The 16,276-nt window shown below is 67.2% G+C and carries 16 protein-coding genes; 8 read left to right on the forward strand and 8 right to left on the reverse strand.

Annotated elements, in window-relative coordinates; all coding sequences use genetic code 11:
* The coding region (locus CR157_RS00005; RefSeq protein WP_110281522.1) for a phasin family protein at window positions 1–309 on the reverse strand (309 nt) is incomplete at its 3' end.
* A 285-nt stretch (window positions 310–594) separates the two neighbouring features.
* Complete coding sequence (locus CR157_RS00010; RefSeq protein ID WP_181421988.1) at window positions 595–1,017, reverse strand: pilin; 423 nt, start codon at window positions 1,015–1,017, stop codon at window positions 595–597.
* Window positions 1,018–1,439: 422 nt separating this feature from the next.
* Between CR157_RS00010 and pilB the strand changes: the two genes are divergently transcribed.
* The 7 genes from pilB to CR157_RS00045 all read left to right on the forward strand — a co-directional run bounded on the left by pilB (window position 1,440) and on the right by CR157_RS00045 (window position 7,866).
* The gene (gene pilB, locus CR157_RS00015; protein WP_110282761.1) at window positions 1,440–3,242 is read left to right on the forward strand and encodes a type IV-A pilus assembly ATPase PilB; all 1,803 of its coding nucleotides are present in this window, start codon (window positions 1,440–1,442) and stop codon (window positions 3,240–3,242) included.
* Between the two features lie 132 nt (window positions 3,243–3,374).
* On the forward strand, window positions 3,375–4,607 hold the full coding sequence (locus tag CR157_RS00020) for a type II secretion system F family protein (RefSeq protein ID WP_110281523.1): 1,233 nt from the start codon (window positions 3,375–3,377) through the stop codon (window positions 4,605–4,607).
* 92 nt (window positions 4,608–4,699) lie between these two features.
* Window positions 4,700–5,119 carry a type VII toxin-antitoxin system MntA family adenylyltransferase antitoxin gene (gene mntA / locus CR157_RS00025; protein ID WP_110281524.1) on the forward strand — a complete coding sequence of 140 codons (420 nt, stop codon included), beginning with the start codon at window positions 4,700–4,702 and terminating at the stop codon, window positions 5,117–5,119.
* Between the two features lie 43 nt (window positions 5,120–5,162).
* Window positions 5,163–6,011: a prepilin peptidase gene (locus CR157_RS00030; protein ID WP_110281525.1), complete on the forward strand. Its 849-nt coding sequence runs from the start codon at window positions 5,163–5,165 to the stop codon at window positions 6,009–6,011.
* Between the two features lie 61 nt (window positions 6,012–6,072).
* Window positions 6,073–6,687: a dephospho-CoA kinase gene (coaE, locus tag CR157_RS00035; RefSeq protein WP_110281526.1), complete on the forward strand. Its 615-nt coding sequence runs from the start codon at window positions 6,073–6,075 to the stop codon at window positions 6,685–6,687.
* 40 nt (window positions 6,688–6,727) lie between these two features.
* Complete coding sequence (gene yacG / locus CR157_RS00040; RefSeq protein ID WP_110281527.1) at window positions 6,728–6,961, forward strand: DNA gyrase inhibitor YacG; 234 nt, start codon at window positions 6,728–6,730, stop codon at window positions 6,959–6,961.
* Entirely contained in the window at window positions 6,958–7,866 is a 909-nt protein-coding gene (locus CR157_RS00045) for a DNA replication terminus site-binding protein (protein ID WP_258364024.1), read from the forward strand. The genes yacG and CR157_RS00045 overlap by 4 nt, the downstream gene beginning before the upstream one ends.
* 96 nt (window positions 7,867–7,962) lie before the next feature.
* On the opposite strand, the gene CR157_RS00050 is transcribed toward CR157_RS00045, so the two are convergent.
* Entirely contained in the window at window positions 7,963–8,229 is a 267-nt protein-coding gene (locus CR157_RS00050) for a hypothetical protein (RefSeq protein ID WP_240568309.1), read from the reverse strand.
* A 425-nt stretch (window positions 8,230–8,654) separates the two neighbouring features.
* On the opposite strand from CR157_RS00050, the gene CR157_RS00055 reads away from it, so the two are divergent.
* Complete coding sequence (locus CR157_RS00055; protein ID WP_110281529.1) at window positions 8,655–9,473, forward strand: helix-turn-helix domain-containing protein; 819 nt, start codon at window positions 8,655–8,657, stop codon at window positions 9,471–9,473.
* Window positions 9,474–9,545: 72 nt separating this feature from the next.
* Here CR157_RS00055 and CR157_RS00060 read toward each other — a convergent pair whose 3' ends face one another.
* From CR157_RS00060 to pheA, 5 genes are all read right to left on the reverse strand, one after another.
* Window positions 9,546–9,920, reverse strand: coding sequence for a histone-like nucleoid-structuring protein, MvaT/MvaU family (locus CR157_RS00060; RefSeq protein ID WP_110281530.1), 375 nt, complete (start codon window positions 9,918–9,920; stop codon window positions 9,546–9,548).
* Window positions 9,921–10,213: 293 nt separating this feature from the next.
* Window positions 10,214–11,890 (reverse strand): 30S ribosomal protein S1, encoded by a 1,677-nt coding sequence (gene rpsA / locus CR157_RS00065; RefSeq protein ID WP_110281531.1) that lies wholly within the window; start codon window positions 11,888–11,890, stop codon window positions 10,214–10,216.
* A 182-nt stretch (window positions 11,891–12,072) separates the two neighbouring features.
* Window positions 12,073–12,765 (reverse strand): (d)CMP kinase, encoded by a 693-nt coding sequence (gene cmk / locus CR157_RS00070; protein ID WP_110281532.1) that lies wholly within the window; start codon window positions 12,763–12,765, stop codon window positions 12,073–12,075.
* Window positions 12,762–15,080 (reverse strand): bifunctional prephenate dehydrogenase/3-phosphoshikimate 1-carboxyvinyltransferase, encoded by a 2,319-nt coding sequence (locus CR157_RS00075; protein WP_110282763.1) that lies wholly within the window; start codon window positions 15,078–15,080, stop codon window positions 12,762–12,764. Before CR157_RS00075 ends, cmk begins: the two co-directional genes overlap by 4 nt.
* A 20-nt stretch (window positions 15,081–15,100) precedes the next feature.
* The gene (gene pheA / locus CR157_RS00080) at window positions 15,101–16,192 is read right to left on the reverse strand and encodes a prephenate dehydratase (RefSeq protein ID WP_110281533.1); all 1,092 of its coding nucleotides are present in this window, start codon (window positions 16,190–16,192) and stop codon (window positions 15,101–15,103) included.
* Window positions 16,193–16,276: the final 84 nt, after the last annotated feature.

Consider the following 16,276-nt stretch of genomic DNA (forward strand, 5'->3'; position numbering starts at 1 on the left):
GATGAACTCCTGCTGCAGGGCCACCACCTTCTCGGCATCGCCCTTCAGGCGCTCGGTCAGCTCCTTGGCGACCTCCTGCTGGCCTTCCAGGTAGCCCTTCAGGCCCTCGGCGTCCTTGACCTCCACCAGGCTGCGCAGCTGCGCCAGGTTGGTGTCGGCATAGGCCTTGGTGGCCTCGAGCTGGGTATTGACCAGCTTCTCGGTGACGTCGATGGACAGGGCGGCGAAGGCACGCGCCGGGCCGAAGAACACGGACTCGAGCTGGGCGGTGTCAAACTGCTTGGCGTCGAATGCGAATGCGTTGGTCATGATGGGAACCTCCGGGGTTCTGAATGTGATGGAACGGGAGATTCCCGTTCTGCTGAAGGGCATAGTAGCAGGGATTTTTGTGCAGTGCAACATCGATCGTGACAGGGGCGCCGCCTAGGTCCGCCACGCTTCCCGCGCCGCACCTGGCGCCTGCCGCGGTTCTATCTCAGGCTCAGGGCATATCGTTTCTGGCAGCACAAACACCAACGGCCGGCATTAAGCCGGCCGCTGGTTAATTCAGGCTGGGTGGGGAAATAAGGGCTGTCCCCGATTAATCTTCATTCATCACCTGCAGTCAGCAGGAACAACATCCGCGGTCAATGTACCCAACTGGCAATCCCAAGTTACACTTCCGCCCGGATCTGCAGCTACCAGAAGAAGTGTGCCAGCCGGTCCAGGAGCGGCGTAAGTAATTGTTAGCGTTTGCGTAGCGCCGTCCCAAGTCATGCCAGTCACTGCGTTTCCAGTAGGCGCTGTAGTTACGCCTGCTGCAGCTAGATCTGCAGGCCATGCGTTTTGTGAAAAATATGATTCTGCGATAGAAGCCTTCACACCACCCGCTAAATTCAAGCCCTCGGAAACATGGGCTCGTTGTGTATAGTCTATGTATCTAGGAATCGCAATTGCCGCCAGAATGCCGATAATCGCCACCACGATCATCAGCTCGATCAGGGTAAAACCGCCCTGGCCGGTCTTGATATGCTTCATCTGTTGCCTGCCTTGTCTCTTCATGGCCCTGCCTCTTGCTATCGGTCCGCCGTGGCCCGTCTGCCGTTGCCTTACTTCTGCAGCCCGTGCGGGTTTGCGTTGGGCGGCGTGCCGGGGTCGTGCCGAGGCCTGCGCCATCGCGCAGCAGCGCTGCGCTCCCACAGGACCTCGGTGCCCACGGCGTGCCACCGTCACTTGCCAGCCGGCTCGCCCTGCCCGACGGCTCGACTCTACAGCTTACATTAAATTACAGATGGCAACCTTGCAAGGACAATCTGAGCCTTCTCATCCCGCCCGTGCAGGCGGCTCATCATCCTGAATCAAGGAAAAGACTGAATCGACGAGGCGAAGCGCTGGGCGGGGGTAGCCGCCTGAGGCTAGAATCGTGGATGATGCCACTGTTGCTGCACCCGCGAGGCGCCATGAACGACTACCGCACCCCTGCCGCCGAGAGGCCACCCCCGGCCGCCGAGCCCACCGAATCGCCGCTGGCCGGGGCGGGGCAGCGCGGCGCCGCCGGCCTGCGCGGGCTGTCGCGCCGGCTGGTGAAGGATGGCCTGCTCTCCGAGCCCGCCGCGGTGCGCGCCGAGCAGGAGGCGCGGGAAGCCGAGATGTCGCTGCTCGAGCACGTGATCGAGTCCGGCCTGGTGCCGGCCCGCCAGGCCACCCTGACCGCGGCCTGGGAGTACGGCCTGCCGATCATCGACCTCGACGCCCTGCGCGCCGACGGCCTGCCGCCGGCCAGCGAGTTCCCCGAGAAGATCCTGCGCCGGCTCAAGGTGCTGCCGCTGGTGCGCCACGGCCACCGCCTGACGGTGGCGGTGCCCTACCCCTCGACGCTGGCCCAGCTCGACGAGCTGCAGTTCGCCACCGGCCTCACCCCCGAGGGGGTGCTGGCCCCGGTCGACCAGCTCGGCCCGGCGCTGGAGAACTACCTGAGCCAGGGCGAGCACAGCATGCTCGACGAGCTCAAGGGGGTCGACGACGCCATCGGCGAGCTGGCCTACGACGAGGGCGAGAGCGAGGCCATCGATGCCCAGGCGGTGAGCGCCGCGGCCGGCGACGATGCGCCGATCATCAAGTTCGTCAACAAGATCCTGCTCGACGCCATCCGCCGCGGCGCCTCGGACATCCACTTCGAGCCCTACGAGACCAGCTACCGGGTGCGCTTTCGCATCGACGGCATCCTCCACGACGTGGCCCACCCGCCCTTCGCCATGCGCACGCGGATCGCCGCGCGGCTCAAGGTGATGTCGCGGCTCGACATCTCCGAGCGGCGCCTGCCCCAGGACGGCGCCATCAAGCTCAAGCTCTCCAAGAGCCGTTCGATCGACTTCCGGGTCAACTCGCTGCCCACCGTCTACGGCGAGAAGGTGGTGCTGCGGATCCTCGACCCCGCCTCGGCCCAGATGGGCATCGAGCAGCTCGGCTTCACCCCCGAGCAGCGCGCCATGTACGAGGCGGTGCTCGACCAGCCCCAGGGCATGATCCTGGTCACCGGCCCCACCGGCAGCGGCAAGACGGTGACCCTCTACACCGGCATCAACCTGCTCAACGCGGTGGAGCGCAACATCTGCACCGCCGAGGACCCGGTGGAGATCAAGGTGCCGGGGGTCAACCAGGTCAACGTGCTGCCGAAGATCGGCCTGGACTTCGCCAGCGCCCTGCGCGCCTTCCTGCGCCAGGACCCGGACGTGGTGATGGTCGGCGAGATCCGCGACCTGGAGACCGCCGAGATCGCGGTGAAGGCCTCGCAGACCGGCCACCTGGTGCTCTCCACGGTGCACACCAACTCGGCGGCGGAGACCCTCTCCCGCCTGGCCAACATGGGGGTGGCGCCGTTCAATATCGCCAGCTCGGTGAGCCTGATCATCGCTCAGCGCCTGGCGCGCAAGCTGTGCAGCCGCTGCAAGCAGCCGGCCGACATCCCCCGGGAGGTGCTGCTGCAGCAGGGCTACAGCGCCGAGGAGGTCGACGGCGCCACCTTCTATGCGCCGGTGGGCTGCAAGCACTGCACCCAGGGCTTCAAGGGCCGGGTGGGGATCTACGAGGTGGTGCCGATCAGCGATGCCATGAGCCAGCTGATCATGCGCCAGGGCAACTCCATGGACTTCGACACCCTGGCCCGGGAAGAGGGCCACCCGGACCTGCGCCGCAGCGGCCTGCTCAAGGTGATGCAGGGGCTGACCAGCCTGGCCGAGGTCAACCGGGTGACCAAGGACTGACGGAGGCGCCGCCGGGTGCCCGGCGGCCAGGCGTGACGCGCGACAACACGAACGCCCTGAACGGTAACAGCACCATCGAGCCCCCCGGGCCTATAACAGAACATACGACCAGCAGCAACGCAGGGAACACTCATGGCCACACGCACGATGCGCACGCCGAACAAGCTCAAGCTCTATCGTTGGCGCTGGAACGGCAAGGGACCCAACGGTCGCAAGGTGAGCGGCGAGATCATCGCCGCCAAGAAGGCCGAGGTGGAGAAGGAGCTCTCGGGCCAGAACATCATGGTCAAGACGATCCGCCGCAAGGGCGGGTTGGGCGGCGGCATGGGCAAGATCAAGCCCCGCGACATCATGCTCTTCTCCCGCCAGATGGCGACCATGATCCGCGCCGGGGTGCCGATGCTGCAGGCCTTCCAGGTGGTGGCCGAGAGCCTCAAGAAGCCGGCGATGAGCGCCCTGGTCCAGGAGCTGATGAACGACGTGGCGGCGGGCTCGAGCTTCTCCGAGGCGCTCAGGCGCCATCCCCAGTACTTCGACCGCCTGTTCGCCAACCTGGTGGAGGCCGGCGAGCAGTCGGGCTCGCTGGACCGCATGCTCGAGCGGGTGGCGGCCTACAAGGAGAAGATCGAGTCGCTCAAGGGCCGGGTGAAGAAGGCGCTGTGGTACCCGGCGGCGGTGATCGCGGTGGGCTTCGGCGTCACCGCCCTGCTGCTGATCAAGGTGGTGCCCCAGTTCGAGAGCCTGTTCCACGGCTTCGGCGCCGAGTTGCCGGCACCGACCCGCATGACCATCGCCATGTCGGAGTTCGCCCAGCAGTACTGGTGGTGGATGGTGTTCGGCGTGGCGGCCTTCATCTTCTTCATCCGCGCCGGCATGAAGCGCTCCGAGGCCTTCGCCTACCGCATGCACGCCCTGTCGCTGAAGATCCCGGTGCTCGGCGACATCCTCGACAAGTCCTCGGTGGCGCGCTACTCGCGCACCCTGGCCACCACCTTCGGCGCCGGGGTGCCCCTGGTCGAGGCGCTGACCACCGCCGCCGGCGCCTCGGGCAACAAGGTCTACGAGCGCGCCATCGAGCAGATCCGCGAGGACGTCTCCTCCGGCCAGCAGCTGCACTTCGCCATGCGCCTGACCGAACGGTTCCCGCCGCTGGCCGTGCAGATGGTCGGCATTGGCGAGGAGGCCGGCTCGCTGGACGCCATGCTCAACCGGGTGGCGGACTACTACGAGGAGGAGGTCGACAACAAGGTCGACACCCTCACCTCGCTGCTCGAGCCCTTCATCATCGTGGTGCTCGGGGTGCTGGTCGGCGGCCTGGTGATCTCGATGTACCTGCCGATCTTCGAGCTGGGGAGCGTGATCTAGCGCCGAGCGCCGAGCGCCGAGCGCCGAGCGCCGAGCGCCGCAGGATGATGGTAGGCTGGGAGCCAACCGACCGCGCGGGAGGAAAGATCAGAATGCCCAACCAGAATGTCGTGCTGGCCGAGCTGGTGGCGCTGGCCGGGTCGTGTGACGATATCGCCGCTCTGTGGCTCTATGGTTCCCGCGCCAGGGGAGATGACGGCGTGGACAGCGATTACGACCTGGCAGTGGCGTTTACCGACTGGATCACCAACCCGCTTGAGCGACGCCTTCGCCCCGAGCTGCTCGCCCTGGACTGGCAACGGGAACTCGGTCTGCGCGAGGGCAAGATCAGCGTGGTGGACTTGGCCATTTGTCCCATCCCCCTGGGTTGGAGCATTCTGAGCGAGGGCCAGCTGCTGCTCGACCGCCATCCGCAACTGCGTATGACACAGGAGTCACGCATCATGTCCCGCTGGGAACTGGATTATTGTCAATCGCGTCCCAGCAAGCTTCCTCAAACAACTCGCACCTAGCTGCCTTGTCATTGTCAGGACTCATCGACTGAAGGAACCCTACTTGCTTGATCTTCCCTCTCCCCTGCTCTGGCCGCTGGCGGCCGTCGTCGGCCTCTGCCTGGGCAGCTTCCTCAACGTGGTGATCGCGCGGCTGCCGGTGATGCTGATGCAGGGCTGGCGGGCCGAGGCCCGCGAGGCGCTGGAGCTGCCCACCGAGGAGACGCCGCGCTTCAACCTGGTGACGCCGCCCTCGATCTGCCCCGCCTGCGAGGCGCCGATCGCCTGGCACGACAACATCCCGCTGCTGGGCTGGTTCAAGCGCCGCGGGCGCTGCGCCAGCTGCCAGGCGCGCATCAGCCCGCAATACCCGCTGGTGGAGCTGGCCGGTGGCGCGCTGACGCTGGCGGTGGTGGCGATCTTCGGGGCGAGCTGGCAGGGGCTGTTCATCCTCGGCGCCTGCCTGGCGCTGCTGGCGATGGCGGTGATCGACCTGCGTACCCAACTGCTGCCGGACCTGCTCACCCTGCCGCTGCTGTGGGCCGGGCTGCTCTACCAGCTGCTGTTCCAGCCGCTGCTGCTCTCCTCGGCGGTGATCGGCGCCATGGCCGGCTACCTGGCGCTGTGGAGCTTCTACTGGCTGTTCAAGCTGGTGACCGGCAAGGAGGGCATGGGCTACGGTGACTTCAAGCTGCTCGCCGCGCTGGGCGCCTGGCTGGGCTGGCAGAGCCTGCCGCTGGTGCTGATCCTCTCGGCCGGCGCCGGCGCCGTGGTCGGCGTGCTGATGCAGCTGGCGATCCCGCGGCTGCGCGGCGCGCCGATGCCCTTCGGCCCCTACCTGGTGGTGGCCGGCTGGATCGCCCTGCTCGCCGGCGAGCCGCTGATGGCCGCCTACCTCGGCCTGCTCTATTAACCGCGCCTTGGGGTCAGACCCCTAAGCGAATTTTGGGGTCTGACCCCAAGGGGGACTTAGCTTGATCATCGGTGTGACCGGCGGGATCGCCTCGGGCAAGTCGACGGTGGCCAGGGCCTTCGCGGCGCTGGGCATACCCTGGGTGGATGCCGACGAGGTGGCCCGCGAGGTGGTCGAGCCCGGCGAGCCGGCGCTGGCGGAGATCGCCGCGCGCCATGGCCGGCGGGTCCTGCTGGCCGACGGGCGCCTGGACCGCCGGGCGCTGCGCGAGATCGTCTTCGCCGATCCCGCCGAGCGGCGCTGGCTGGAGTCGGTGACTCACCCGCGCATCCGCGAGCGGCTGCTGGCCCACCTGGAGCGCCTGCAGGCCCGGGGCGCGCCCTATGTGCTGCTGGTCTCGCCGCTGCTGTTCGAGTCGGGCCAGCACCGCCTGGTCGACCGCAGCCTGGTGATCGACGTGCCCGAGGCGCTGCAGATCGCACGCACCGCCGCCCGCGACGAGGTCGACGAGACCCAGGCCCGCGCCATCCTGGCCGCCCAGATGCCGCGCGCCGAACGCCTGGCCCTGGCCGACGACGTGATCGACAATGGGGGTGACGAGCAGGCGCTGGCCGCGCAGGTCGCCGAACTGGACCGGCGCTACCGGCACCTGGCAGGCTCTCATCCACCACGATGACCGAGCCCCACCCTCGAACCCCGAACCGAGACCGAGAGTCATGACGTCGCAACGAACGAATCGCCCGCTGGAAGTCGCCTGCCCGCAGTGCCGCAAGAAGGTGCTGTGGAACGAGGACAACCCCTACCGCCCCTTCTGCAGCAAGCGCTGCCGGCTGCTGGACCTGGGCGCCTGGGCCGACGAGTCGCACCGCATCACCGGCGAGCCGGCCATGGACGAGATGGATCTCGACGCCCTGCTCGCCCAGGCCGACCGGGACGGTGGCCTGCAGTGACCGCCGGGAGGCGGCCCCTTGGCCTGGCGCATCCCCCGGGGCTGCAGAAGCCCGAATATCGCCTGCTGGCCGAGCTGGAGGCGGCCTTCGATACGCTGATCCAGCGTACCGAGGTGCTGCTCGGCGCCTACCACCAGGCGCCGGGGGCCAGTTGGGCCTTCGGCGCGGAGCCGGCGAGCGTGCCATGGTTGCGCCAGGCACTGCTGGATTTCTGGTATCACGATGGCCAGGACGGCCGGGCGACGCGCGCCCATGTCGGGCTGGTGGCGGCCGGCGAGGCGCTGCTGGCCCGGGTCGCCGAGGTGAATGCGGCCAAGGCGGCCTTCGCCGCGCTGCTCGCGCAGATTCGCGACCAGGTGCCGGCGCTGATCCCCGAGATCAAGACGGTGCTGCCCTTCCGCCACCCGGCGCTGCACGATCACCTGCGCGGCCGCGGGCTGGCGCGGCTGCACCTCAAGCAGTGCTGGCGGGCGATTCCGGTGGCCGAGGCCCCGGTGGCGCGGGTACGGCTGGCCTGGTATTCGAGCGGGCGCTCCATCAAGCGGCTGAGCGTGCGCGAGGCCGAGCAGAAGCTGCTCAAGCTCGACGCGGAGGCGCCCCATGTGCGGATCCAGCTGCGCAAGCTGGCGGGCCTACCGGACGGCGAACCCCTGGCCCAGGTGCAGCGCCAGGCGCCGCTGATGCGGGCCAACCTGTTCTTTCGCGAACCGCTGGAGGATGGCCGCACGCGCCGGGCGCTGAACGTGGCGCTGCCACTGTTCGTGCCCTCGCCCGACGGCCGCCTGCCCGACCACAACCAGCCCCCGCCGACGCCACCCGAGAGCCGCACCCGGGCGCGGCGCAGCGACGAACGCCTGGAAGACGCCCCCTTCCTGCCGAGCCTGCGGGTATTCCGCTATCGGTGATCGTTCGGGGCGACGGCGATTGCCGCCGAGGCGCCTACGGCGCCAATCGCACAGAAAATCTGCGCTCCTACAGGGCAGTGGGGCATTTGACGGGTATCAGGCGATGCGCCCGAGGGACTTCAGCGTCTGCAACAGGCTGCTGACGCTTTCGGCGGGCTGGGCGTATTCGTTCATCAGCGCCTTGAGGCGTTGCTCGAAGGCCTGCTGGCGAGCCTCGTCGTCCTGCTCCTGGGCTTCCAGGGAGCGCACGGGCGGCCCGGTGGGAATGTCGAACGTGCTGCCGGGGCTTTCGAGTTCGCGCAATGCTTCGGCGAAGGCGTCGTCGAGTTCGCGAAACTTGCGCAATTTCTCGCGCTCGTCCATGGGTTTTCGAGAAGTCTGCTGTTTCATTCGCTACCAGTGGTGTCAGGAGGTCGACGGGGCGGGAAAGGAATCGGGGTCGACGCTCACGCATGATGTCCTATCTTGAGTATACCGTCATTGGCGCCCGTGGCGAAGGGGCATTCGCCACTCGCTGCGGCTCGCCACCGGACTCCGGCGGTCATCGCCGTCGCTTCGATCCCTCGCATAATGTGCTCAATCGATCATTCCGAAGTCTCGAACTTGCCTTTTATCCGCTTAGACAAGCATAAAGAACTAATGAAAGGGAAGAAGGCAACGGCCCGGGCTCGGCTCCCGGCGAACCGCTGCCCGGCGCGCTTGCGAACGGCGACAGGCGGGAGATCCCTGTCGGCGAGCACGGCATCTGGTCGGCTCGAGTATGTGATCTCAAGGGATGAGGCCAGGCCATGGGCAACGACATGATGCGAGCGGAGATCTGGCTGCAGGAGACCCTGGAGAGTCAGTTGGGTATCGAGGACCTGGCCAAGCGGCTCGGCTATTCCTCCTCCCAGGTCCGGCGCCGCTTCCGCCAGCGTTTCGGCATAGGACCCGGCGCCTACCGCGACTTGCTGCGCCTGGAGAAGGCAGCCCGGCTGCTGGTGCACACCCCCCATGGCGTCAGGCAGATTGCCGAACTATGCGGTTATCGCAACCATTCGGCGTTCAGTCGCGCCTTCCAGCGCCGCTACGAGCGTTCGCCACGCGACTTCCGGCGGGCCCAGCGCCTGCAACTGCGCCGGAGCGATCCGGCCACGGGCAGGGAGTTTGCCGTCGAACTCCGCCTGACACCTGCGCAGGAGGCGATCGTGACCCGCCTCTACGCGCCGAGCATGGCGATCGACACCCCGGCGGCATGGCAGCAGCACCTGGAGGTCGACGATGCGCTGCCCGACCGCCTGAGCGAGGCCACGCCCATCGCCCTGCTGCATGACCAGCCCCTGGCCAGCGACATGCCGCGCACCGATCTCGGCGTGCAGGTGGCCCATGGTGCGACCACCGACGTGGCCCTGCCCCTGCCCTTCCGCCTGATCGAACTGCCGGCCAGGCGCTGCGCCTGCCTGACGTTCGGCGAGATGGCGCAACTCCCCACGGCCGTACGCTTCCTGGTCGCTCGCTCGCTGCCCGAGAAGGGCGTGCACTTCAACGGCGAGGCGCCGCGACTGCTGCATACGACGGCGGGTCTGGAGCTTCAACTGCCACTGCTGGAGCCCGCGTCGGCGTCGTAGCTTATCGCGGTTACGGACACGACAGCGCCGCCTCGAGGGCGGCGCTTGACATATAACGGGCGGGGCGGAGGATCACTCCTCGACGCGCACCAACCAGGATTCGACGGTGTCGTTACCGTACTCGTCCTTCCACGCCTTGAGGGTCTTCTGATTACCACCGCGAGTCTCGACGACTTCACCGGTGTTGGGGTTCTTGTAGATCTTCAGCTTGCGCTTGCGACGGCCACCGGCCGCCACTGCCTTCGGGGCGGAAGCCGCAGTGGATTTGGGGTCGAGCAGCGCAATGACTTCGGCAGCGCTCTTGTCGAACTCGCGCATCAACGCCTCGAGTTTTTCCTTGAACTCGAGTTCGGTCTTCAGGCGCTTGTCGTTCTGCAGCTTCTCCATGTTCTCCTGGAGCTGCTTGAGCTGCTGTTCCATTTGCATGTATTCGCTGAGCAGGGACATTTAGGTATTCCTTCTTCGGGTGTCGGGATGCGTGGGTAATTATGAACGCTTAAAGGGTTCATGACAATAGTGTGGATAGCGACTCGTTTAATATCAAGAGTCGAGTTGGAAGTATCGCGGCACAGTTATTTGTAGAAGAGCAACGCCCGGATTACCACTCGGGGAGCAACAGTCGCGGTATCCTTGAACTCAGCCGACTTGTCGAAAAAAAGACGCCGCCCCGAGGGGCGGCGTCCTTCATGGCTGGCAAGTTCGTCGGAGGCAGGCCGATGCCTCGCTTCCGCTTCGCCTGCTCAGTCCTGGCCCATCTGCTGCTTGATGAGGTCGCCGATGGTGGTCGGACCACCGCTCTCGGGGCTCTCTTCACGCAGCTTCTTGAGGTTCTGGCGGGTGTCGTCCTGGTCCTTGGCCTTGATGGACAGGGCGATCTGGCGGTTCTTGCGATCGACACCGATGATGCGAGCCTCGACGCTGTCGCCGACGTTCAGCACGTTGCGGGCGTCCTCGACACGGTCGGCGCTGATCTCGGAGGCCTTGAGCACGGCGACCACATCGGTGGCCAGCTCGACGTGGGCTTCCTTGGCGTCGACCTCGACCACGCGGCCGGTGACGATGGTGCCCTTGTCGTTGACGGCCAGGAACTCGGCGACCGGGTCGGTATCGAGCTGCTTGATACCCAGCGAGATGCGCTCGCGCTCCGGGTCGATGGAGAGGATCACGGCCTCGGCCTCATCGCCCTTCTTGAAGCCGCGCACGGCTTCTTCGCCGGTCTCGGTCCAGGAGATGTCGGAGAGGTGCACCAGGCCGTCGATGCCGCCTTCCAGGCCGATGAAGATACCGAAGTCGGTGATCGACTTGATGGTGCCGGAGACGCGGTCGCCCTTCTTGTACTCGGCGTTGAAGGTCTCCCACGGGTTGGCGGTGCACTGCTTGATGCCCAGGGAGATACGACGACGCTCCTCGTCGATGTCGAGGATCATGACATCGACATCGTCGCCGACCTGCACGACCTTGGACGGGTGGATGTTCTTGTTGGTCCAGTCCATCTCGGAGACGTGGACCAGGCCCTCGACACCCTCTTCCAGCTCGGCGAAGCAGCCGTAGTCGGTGAGGTTGGTGACGGTGGCGTGCACCTTGGTGCCTTCCGGGTAACGATCCTTGATGTTGACCCAGGGATCCTCGCCCAGCTGCTTCAGGCCCAGGGAGACGCGGTTGCGCTCGCGGTCGAACTTCAGCACCTTGACGTTGATCTCGTCGCCCACGGCGACGATCTCGCTCGGATGCTTGATGCGCTTCCAGGCCATGTCGGTGATGTGCAGCAGGCCGTCGACGCCACCGAGGTCGACGAAGGCACCGTAGTCGGTGAGGTTCTTGACGATACCGGTGATCTGCTGGCCTTCCTGCAGGGTGGCGAGCAGGGCCTCACGCTCGGCGCTGTTCTCGGCCTCGAGCACGGCACGACGGGACACGACGACGTTGTTGCGCTTCGGGTCGAGCTTGATGACCTTGAAGTCGAGTTCCTTGTTCTCGAGGTGCGTGGTGTCGCGCACCGGACGCACGTCGACCAGGGAGCCGGGGAGGAAGGCGCGGATGGAGTCGACGTCGACGGTGAAGCCGCCCTTGACCTTGCCGTTGATCACGCCCTTGACGATCTCGTCCTTTTCGAAGGCCGCTTCCAGAATCTTCCACGCTTCGGCACGCTTGGCCTTCTCGCGGGAGAGGCGGGTCTCGCCGAAACCGTCCTCGACGGCTTCCAGGGCGACGTGAACCTCGTCGCCGACGGCGATGTTCAGTTCGCCGTTCTCGTCGCGGAACTGCGCCGCGGGAATCTGACCTTCAGACTTCAGGCCGGCATTGACGGTGACCCAGTCACCATCGATGTCGACGACGGTAGCCGCGACGATGGCGCCCGGCTCCATGTTGATGTCCTGGAGAGACTGTTCAAACAGTTCAGCAAAGCTTTCGCTCATGATGTTCCTACGTGATCAACGTTGAGTACGGCGTTGCCGCCTTCTCCGCACCACCAGCGAGTGCGGGCCTTATTCACCATGCCTCCGGAGATGTTAACGCTGGTTCGACCTGGCCAGGCTCACGGAAAATCGAAGTGCCGGACCACGTCATCACATCCTGCCGGAGGCGCCGCAAGGGAGTGTCAGGTGGCGGTTGCCAGACCCCGTTCGGTCAGCAGTTCCGTCAGCCGATCCACCACTTCCGGTATCGTCAGGCGCGTGGTGTCAAGCGTGATGGCGTCATCGGCCGGCTTGAGCGGTGCCACGCTGCGCTGCATGTCGCGCGCATCGCGTGCCTGAATCTCCTTTAAAAGACTCGATAGATTAGCATCCACCCCCGCCTCCTGCAACTGGAGGTGGCGCCGCCGGGCGCGTTCCTCGGCACTGGCGGTGAGGAAGATCTTCAGCGGCGCATCGGTGAACACCACCGTGCCCATGTCGCGGCCGTCGGCCACCAGCCCGGGCGCCTGGCGGAAGTCGCGCTGGCGCTTGAGCAGCGCCTGGCGCACCGCGGGCAGCGCGGCGACCTGGGAGGCCGCGTCGCCGATCTGCTCGGTGCGGATGGTGGTGGTGGCGTCACGCCCCTCCAGCAGCACGGTGGTGGCGTCACCCTCGGCGCGGAACACCACGTCGAGCTCGCGGGCCACCTCGGCCAGGCCGGCCTCGTCGTCCAGGGGCACTTCGTGCTTCGCGGCGGCCAGGGCCGTGAGCCGGTAGAGGGCGCCGGAATCGAGCAGGTGCCAGCCGAGCCGCTCGGCGACCAGCCGGCTGATGGTGCCCTTGCCGGCGCCGCCGGGGCCGTCCACGGTCAGCACCGGCACCACTGCGTCGCTCATGGCACCTCCTCGCCCACTTCCTCGACCAGGAACAGGCCTACCTTGCGGGCCAGCTCCAGGAAGCCGGGGAAGGAGGTGGCGACGTTGGCGCAGTCGTCGATGACGATCTCGCCGCCGGCGCGCAGCCCGGCCACGGTGAAGGCCATGGCGATGCGGTGATCGCCCAGGCTGTCGATGCGACCTCCGCCATAGCTCGCCCCCTTGGCCTTGCCGCTATTTTTTCCACTGCCGACGATATCGATGCCGTCCGGGTACAGGGTGTTCTCCACGCCCAGCACGGTGAGGCCGTCGGCCATGGCCTGCAGCCGGTCGGACTCCTTGACCCGCAGCTCCTCGGCCCCGCGCAGCCGCGTGGTGCCGGTGGCGTTGGCGGCGGCGACGAACAGCGCCGGGAACTCGTCGATGGCCAGCGGCACCTGGTCGACGGGGATCTCGATGCCCGCGAGCGGCGCATAGCGGATGTGCAGGTCGGCCACCGGCTCGCCGCCCACCTTGCGCTCGTTCTCGAAGCGCAGGTCGGCGCCCATCAGCTTGAGGATGTTGATCACGCCGATGCGGGTCGGGTTGATGCCGACATGCTCGAGCACCAGGTCGGAGCCGGGGGTGATCGCCGCGGCGACCAGGAAGAAGGCGGCCGACGAGATGTCGGAGGGCACGTCGATGGGGGCCGCGGTGAGCTTGCCGCCACCGCTGAGCCAGCAGGTGTCGCCCTCGCGCTGGACCCGATAGCCGAAGCCGGCGAGCATCCGCTCGGTATGGTCGCGGGTCGGCGCCGGCTCGCGCACCCGGGTCTCGCCCTCGGCGTAGAGGCCGGCGAGCAGCAGGCAGGACTTCACCTGGGCGCTGGCCATGGGCATGTCGTAGGAAATGCCCTTCAGCTGGCGGCCACCCTTGATCTTCAGCGGCGGGCGGCCACCCTCGGCGGTATCGATCTCGGCCCCCATCGCTCGCAAGGGATCGGCCACCCGGCCCATGGGGCGCTTGGTCAGGGAGGCGTCGCCGGTGAGCTCGGTGTCGAAGGCCTGGCCGGCCAGCAGGCCGGCGAACAGCCGCATGGCGGTGCCGGCGTTACCCACGTAGAGGGGCCCGGCGGGGGCCTGGAGGCCGTGCATGCCGACGCCGTGGATGGTCACGCGGCCCTGGTGGGGCCCCTCGATGGCCACGCCCATCTCGCGGAAGGCCTGCAGGGTGGCCAGGCTGTCCTCGCCCTCGAGGAAGCCCTTGACCTCGGTGACGCCCTCGGCGAGCGCGCCGAGCATGATCGAGCGGTGGGAGATCGACTTGTCGCCGGGGACGCGAATTCTTCCGGTGACGCCGCCACCGGGGGCGACCCGGTAGCGCAGCTTGCCTTGTGCTTGCATCTGGTATTCCGCCTGGTAACTGGTCTGGTTGAGCAGGGATTCGAAATAGTGTCGAGCATGGCTGGCGCGGTCGAAGATCGCCAGCATGGTATCGGTATCGCCGGCCTCGACCGCGTGACGCAGCCGGGCCACGCCGGCCTCGAAGTCGTCCAGCGAGGCGAGCACGGCGTCGCGGTTGGCGACGAAGATGTCGCGCCACATCACCGGGTCGCTGCCGGCGATGCGGGTGAAGTCGCGAAAGCCGCCGGCGGCGTAGCGGAAGATCTCGAGGCGATCGTCCTGGCGCGCCAGGGTATCCACCAGCGAGAAGGCCAGCAGGTGCGGCAGGTGGCTGGTGCGGGCCAGCACCTGGTCGTGGCGCGCCACGTCCATCTCCAGCACCTCGGCGCCGCAGGCCGCCCACAGCGCGCGCACCCGGGCCAGGGCCGCGGGGTCGGTGTCCGGCTCGGGGGTGAGGATCACCTTGTGGTTGGCGTAGAGGCGCGGATCGGCGGCGGCCACGCCGCTCTTCTCGGAACCGGCGATGGGGTGGCCGAGCACCAGGTTGGCGGGCACCCGGCCGAAGGCGTCGACCGCGCAGTCGCGGATGGCGGCCTTGGTGCTGCCCACGTCGGTGAGCGCCACGTCCGGCGCCGCGTGCTCGAGGCACCCGGCCAGTTCGCGCATCACCGGCGCCATGGCCAGCACCGGCACCGCCAGCACGATCAGCGAGGCACCCTCGACCAGCGGCGCGAGCCGGGTGTCGCCGCGGTCGATCAGGCCCCTCTCGATGCCCAGGGCGATCTCGTCGGCGTCCGGGTCGCAGGCGACGATCTCGGCTCTCTTCACCGGCCCGCCCCCGCCGGCATCGTCGCTATCGCGACGACCGAAGCCTGCCTGGCGCAGGGCCGCGGCCAGCGAGCCGCCGATCAGCCCCAGGCCGACGATCAGGATCCGCGATTCATTGAGCTTCATGCCTGACGTCTGCCGCATGCCTAGAGAACGCCCACCGGGTAGGAGCCGAGCACCTTGAGCTCGGCGGCACGCAGCTGCACCTCCTCCAGCACCGCGGCGACCCGGGGCTCCTCGCAGTGGCCCTTGAAGTCGATGAAGAAGACGTAGTTCCACACGCCGCTGCGCGACGGCCGGGTCTCCAGGCGCGTCAGGTCGATCTGGTGGCGGTGGAAGGGTTCGAGCAGGTCGTGCAGGGCACCGGGCTGGTTGCGCATGGCGACGACGATGGAGGTCTTGTCCTCGCCGGACATGGGCACGTCCTGGTTGCCGATGATCAAGAAGCGGGTGGAGTTGTCCGGGCTGTCCTCGATCTTCTCGGCGAGCCGGGTCAGGCCGTAGAGCTTGGCGGCCATGTCGCCGGCGATGGCCGCACTGTGCCACTCGGTCTTGACCAGGCGCGCGGCCTCGGCATTGGAGGAGACCGGCACCCGCTCGGCATGGGGGAAGTGGGCATCGAGCCACTTGCGGCACTGGGCGAAGGACTGCGGGTGCGAGTAGATCCGCGAGACCTTGTCCCGGCGGGTGGTCTCGGCCACCAGCAGGTGGTGGTGGATGCGCAGCACCACCTCGCCGCAGATGCGCATCGAGGAGTCCATGAAGGAGTCGAGGGTGTGGTTGACCACCCCCTCGGTGGAGTTCTCCACCGGCACCACGCCGTAGTTGACCGCCCCGGCCTCGACCTCGCGGAACACCTCGTCGATGGCGGCCATGGGCATGCTCAGCGCGCTCTCGCCGAAGTGCTTGAGGGCGGCCTGCTGGGTGAAGGTGCCCTCGGGGCCGAGATAGGCCACCTTGATCGGCTGCTCCAGCGCCAGGCAGGCGGACATGATCTCGCGAAACAGCCGCGCCATCTCCTCGCTGTCGAGGGGGCCCTGGTTGAGCGCCATGATCCGGCGCAGCACCTGGGCCTCGCGTTCGGGGCGATAGAAGACCGCCTGGGGGTCCTCGACGGTCTTGATCTCGGCCACCCGCTGGGCGCAGGCCGCGCGCTCGCTGATCAGCCGCAGGATGTCGCCGTCCAGCTCGTCGATGCGCTGTCTCAGCTCATCGAGATCCTTGGGGGTGTCGGTCATGCGTGGTTCCCTTCTTCTCGGTGTCTCATGTTTCAGCGGCCGAACCAGGGCCCAAGTGACAAGCCACCCCTTCGTCTGTGTCGG

Origin of the sequence: Halomonas sp. LBP4, assembly GCF_003202205.1 — a bacterium.
GTDB classification, from domain to species: domain Bacteria; phylum Pseudomonadota; class Gammaproteobacteria; order Pseudomonadales; family Halomonadaceae; genus Halomonas; species Halomonas flagellata.

Bases quoted from the DNA above. Each gene is read 5' to 3' on its own strand.
- CR157_RS00010 (WP_181421988.1), bottom strand. From the start codon at position 1,017: ATGAAGCATATCAAGACCGGCCAGGGCGGTTTTACCCTGATCGAGCTG.
- pilB (WP_110282761.1), top strand. From the start codon at position 1,440: ATGAACGACTACCGCACCCCTGCCGCCGAGAGGCCACCCCCGGCCGCC.
- CR157_RS00020 (WP_110281523.1), top strand. From the start codon at position 3,375: ATGGCCACACGCACGATGCGCACGCCGAACAAGCTCAAGCTCTATCGT.
- mntA (WP_110281524.1), top strand. From the start codon at position 4,700: ATGCCCAACCAGAATGTCGTGCTGGCCGAGCTGGTGGCGCTGGCCGGG.
- yacG (WP_110281527.1), top strand. From the start codon at position 6,728: ATGACGTCGCAACGAACGAATCGCCCGCTGGAAGTCGCCTGCCCGCAG.
- CR157_RS00050 (WP_240568309.1), bottom strand. From the start codon at position 8,229: ATGGACGAGCGCGAGAAATTGCGCAAGTTTCGCGAACTCGACGACGCC.
- CR157_RS00055 (WP_110281529.1), top strand. From the start codon at position 8,655: ATGGGCAACGACATGATGCGAGCGGAGATCTGGCTGCAGGAGACCCTG.
- CR157_RS00060 (WP_110281530.1), bottom strand. From the start codon at position 9,920: ATGTCCCTGCTCAGCGAATACATGCAAATGGAACAGCAGCTCAAGCAG.
- rpsA (WP_110281531.1), bottom strand. From the start codon at position 11,890: ATGAGCGAAAGCTTTGCTGAACTGTTTGAACAGTCTCTCCAGGACATC.
- cmk (WP_110281532.1), bottom strand. From the start codon at position 12,765: ATGAGCGACGCAGTGGTGCCGGTGCTGACCGTGGACGGCCCCGGCGGC.
- CR157_RS00075 (WP_110282763.1), bottom strand. From the start codon at position 15,080: ATGAAGCTCAATGAATCGCGGATCCTGATCGTCGGCCTGGGGCTGATC.
- pheA (WP_110281533.1), bottom strand. From the start codon at position 16,192: ATGACCGACACCCCCAAGGATCTCGATGAGCTGAGACAGCGCATCGAC.